General features: G+C 50.1%; 3 protein-coding genes. All 3 read right to left on the bottom strand.

Translation table 11 applies throughout. The features are described 5' to 3' along the window. Positions 1-486 precede the first annotated feature (486 nt). The gene (locus QVO99_RS07190) at positions 487-1,620 is read right to left on the bottom strand and encodes a glycosyltransferase family 4 protein (protein ID WP_022316933.1); all 1,134 of its coding nucleotides are present in this window, start codon (positions 1,618-1,620) and stop codon (positions 487-489) included. Beyond that, the gene (locus QVO99_RS07185; RefSeq protein WP_022316932.1) at positions 1,617-2,555 is read right to left on the bottom strand and encodes a lysophospholipid acyltransferase family protein; all 939 of its coding nucleotides are present in this window, start codon (positions 2,553-2,555) and stop codon (positions 1,617-1,619) included. The genes QVO99_RS07190 and QVO99_RS07185 overlap by 4 nt, the downstream gene beginning before the upstream one ends. A gap of 18 nt (positions 2,556-2,573) precedes the next feature. Further along, on the bottom strand, positions 2,574-2,881 hold a 308-nt coding region (locus QVO99_RS07180), incomplete at its 5' end, for an ATP-binding cassette domain-containing protein (protein WP_288177037.1).

The following is a 2,881-nucleotide window of genomic DNA, read 5'->3' as shown; positions in this document are numbered from 1 at the left end:
AAGCAAGCCCTAATGACCGCTTTGGGTTCAAGAGTCTTCTGACTTGGAAGTGTGCAAAGACATGCAACACATTGATTTGTCACACCTCTACAATTCTTCAATAAATGGGCACGGTGCTTGCCCATGTGGGGCACGATGCTTGCCCATGTGGGGCACGGTGCTTGCCCCAAGTGGGCACAACCAGTATCCAAAATGTGCCCAAAGCGGTTCAAAGACGAAACGCCAGAAAAGGGGATGAAAAACGATCAAAGTCCCTATGACACTTCGATGATACTTTAATGATACTTTTCTGTAAAGAATCCCGAAAAGTATCATTAAGCCAACTCGTTGGTACAATGGACTTTATATATATGGAGAAGCCGGAAAATGATACTATGACACTTCTCTATAGAAAAAATGAGAGTATGCCAAGAACATGACACACCCTCAATAACACTTGTTTAGTGACGGTAAAATAATAACTTGGTACGATTTGAGTAAGTAATGTCAACGACACACCTTGTTGTAGACATCCAACACTTTCTGCGCCACGTTGTTTCCCTCGAAGCGTTTCACGTATTGCTGACTTCTCTCTATGCGCTGCTCTCTGCCCGGCGATCCACACAACACCTGCTTCACGGCTTCTGCCATTCCGCACACATCGTCGGGGTTGACGTATATGGAGTCGTTGCCGCCGGCTTCTTCAAGACAGCTGCCAGTGCATGCCACCACAGGGAGTCCGCTCTGTATAGCCTCGATGACGGGGAGTCCGAATCCCTCATAGCGCGAGGGGTAAACACATGCCTCTGCCATCTGGTATATTGACGGGAGGTCTTCGTGTGGCACGCCGTGGAGCATCTTCACACGGTGCTGCAGGTTGTTTGCCTCTACATACTCTTTCACCTTGTCGGCATACGGAGTGGGGCGCCCTACGATGACGATGCTGACCTCTTCGGGCAGCATGTGCAGGGCTCTCACGGCAAGCAGCACGTTCTTGCGCTCCTCGATGGTTCCCACATTCACGATGTATCTCTCTGGCAGCATATATTTGGTGTGGACCTGCTGGAGCTTCTTTTCGCTCTCTCTGGTCTTGAATTCTGTGCTGCAGCTCTGGTATATGACGTCTATTTTCGACGGGTCAACGCCACCGAAGCGCATGATGTCTCTCTTGGTACACTCGCTGATGGCTATGATGCGGTCTGCCTCGCGACAGGTCTTGTGGAATTTCCATGCGTATATCTTGGTGTCTATCCAGTTGTAGTATTCTGGATGACACATGAATATGAGGTCGTGGATGGTGACGACGGTCTTGATGCCGGCCTTCCTGATGCCGAGAGGCAGTTCGCCAGTCAGTCCATGATAGAGGTGCACACCGTCTTTCTTCAGGTCTTCCACTATTCCCTTCATTCTCCACAAGTCTCTCGACAGCTTTGTGTAGCAGTCGTGCGGATACACGAATCTGAGGTTTGAATATTCTTTCACCTGTCCCCGCAAATCATCGCGTCCCATGTCGGGAGCGTAGAGTCTGAGCTGCGTTCCTTCCGGCACTATGCGTTGCAAATCCCCCACAAGGGTCCTGGAATAGTTTCCGAGTCCCGAGGCGTTCCTCACTATGCGCTTTGCGTCAAATCCTATTATCATAATTCTACGTCTTTTCTTTTTATGACATGCCCGTTCTCCATGACATAATATTTGTCGAAATGCTCATGGTTTCTCTTCCATCTGTCGTGGGTCCAGAGATATAGTCTGGGATCCCTCTTTATGGTGTCCTCAAGCATCTTGAAGAAGCGTGTCGTTATCTCGTTCTCCTGCATCTCGGCAGGTTTGTCGGTAATCAGCCTGAAGGTGCAGATGTATTTGCCGCGTTCCGGTCTCTGCATGTCAACATAGAACACGGCGTCGTTCATCTTCTTCATTATCTTCTCGCCGCCGGTGAATACTGGTGTGTCGTGGTTGAGGAACGGCAGCCAGCAGTGTATGTTCAAGTATTTCGGCGACTGGTCTGAGATGTATCCGAAGAGCCACATGCGTTTCTCGCGTTTGTATCTCACAAGGTATCTCAGTATGTCTTGTTTCGGTATGCATACTCCCCCCTTGCTCTGGCGTATATCCTTGAAGAGCATGTCGAATATTTTGCTCCTGAGCGGATGATATATAAGTCCGCACACCGCCTCTTTGTGACGTCTGAAGGCGAGTCCCGTGGCAGAGAGCAGTTCCCAGTTGCAATAGTGGCCGAGGATGGCGGCGCATGTCTGCCCCTTGTCATAATATTCTTCTATCTGCTCCGCATTTCTGAATTCTATGTGCTTGAGCAGTGTCTCGTCGCTGACGGTGAGCAGCTTCAGCGTTTCCACGAAATAGTCGCAGAGCCAGTGATAGAATCCATGCTCTATTTCTTTCAGTTCCTGAGGTGTTTTCTCGGGGAATGAACTGCTGAGGTTTTTTCTCACCACCTTCTTCCTGTAGCCCACGATATGATACATGATGAGATAGAAGAAGTCGGAGATGCCATACAACACTCTGTAGGGCAGTAGCGACAACACGTAGAAGATGGGGTAGACTATTTTGTATGCCATATATGAATGAATATTTTGTTACGACTGCATATCGTGCAGCTTCTTGTAATATCCGTCCTTGCTGATGAGTTCGTCGTGGGTGCCCCGCTCCACTATCTGTCCCTCGTGGAGCACGCATATCTCGTCGGCATTCTTGATGGTGGAGAGTCTGTGGGCTATCGCCACGGTGGTGCGCGTCTTCATCAGTCGTTCCAGAGCGTCCTGCACGAGTCTCTCGCTCTCTGTGTCGAGAGCCGATGTTGCCTCGTCGAGGATGAGTATCGGCGGATTCTTGAGTATGGCTCGCGCTATGCTCACTCGCTGTCGCTGTCCGCCGGAGAGGCGGC

It is taken from the genome of Prevotella sp. CAG:592, from assembly GCF_000436015.1.
Classification (GTDB): domain Bacteria; phylum Bacteroidota; class Bacteroidia; order Bacteroidales; family Bacteroidaceae; genus Prevotella; species Prevotella pectinovora.
The sequence above is the reverse complement of the archived record's forward strand: the minus strand, read 5'-3'. Positions and strand labels throughout refer to the sequence as shown.

Excerpts from the sequence above, each read along its gene's own strand:
- QVO99_RS07190 (WP_022316933.1), bottom strand. The coding sequence starts at position 1,620 with ATGATAATAGGATTTGACGCAAAGCGCATAGTGAGGAACGCCTCGGGA.
- QVO99_RS07185 (WP_022316932.1), bottom strand. The coding sequence starts at position 2,555 with ATGGCATACAAAATAGTCTACCCCATCTTCTACGTGTTGTCGCTACTG.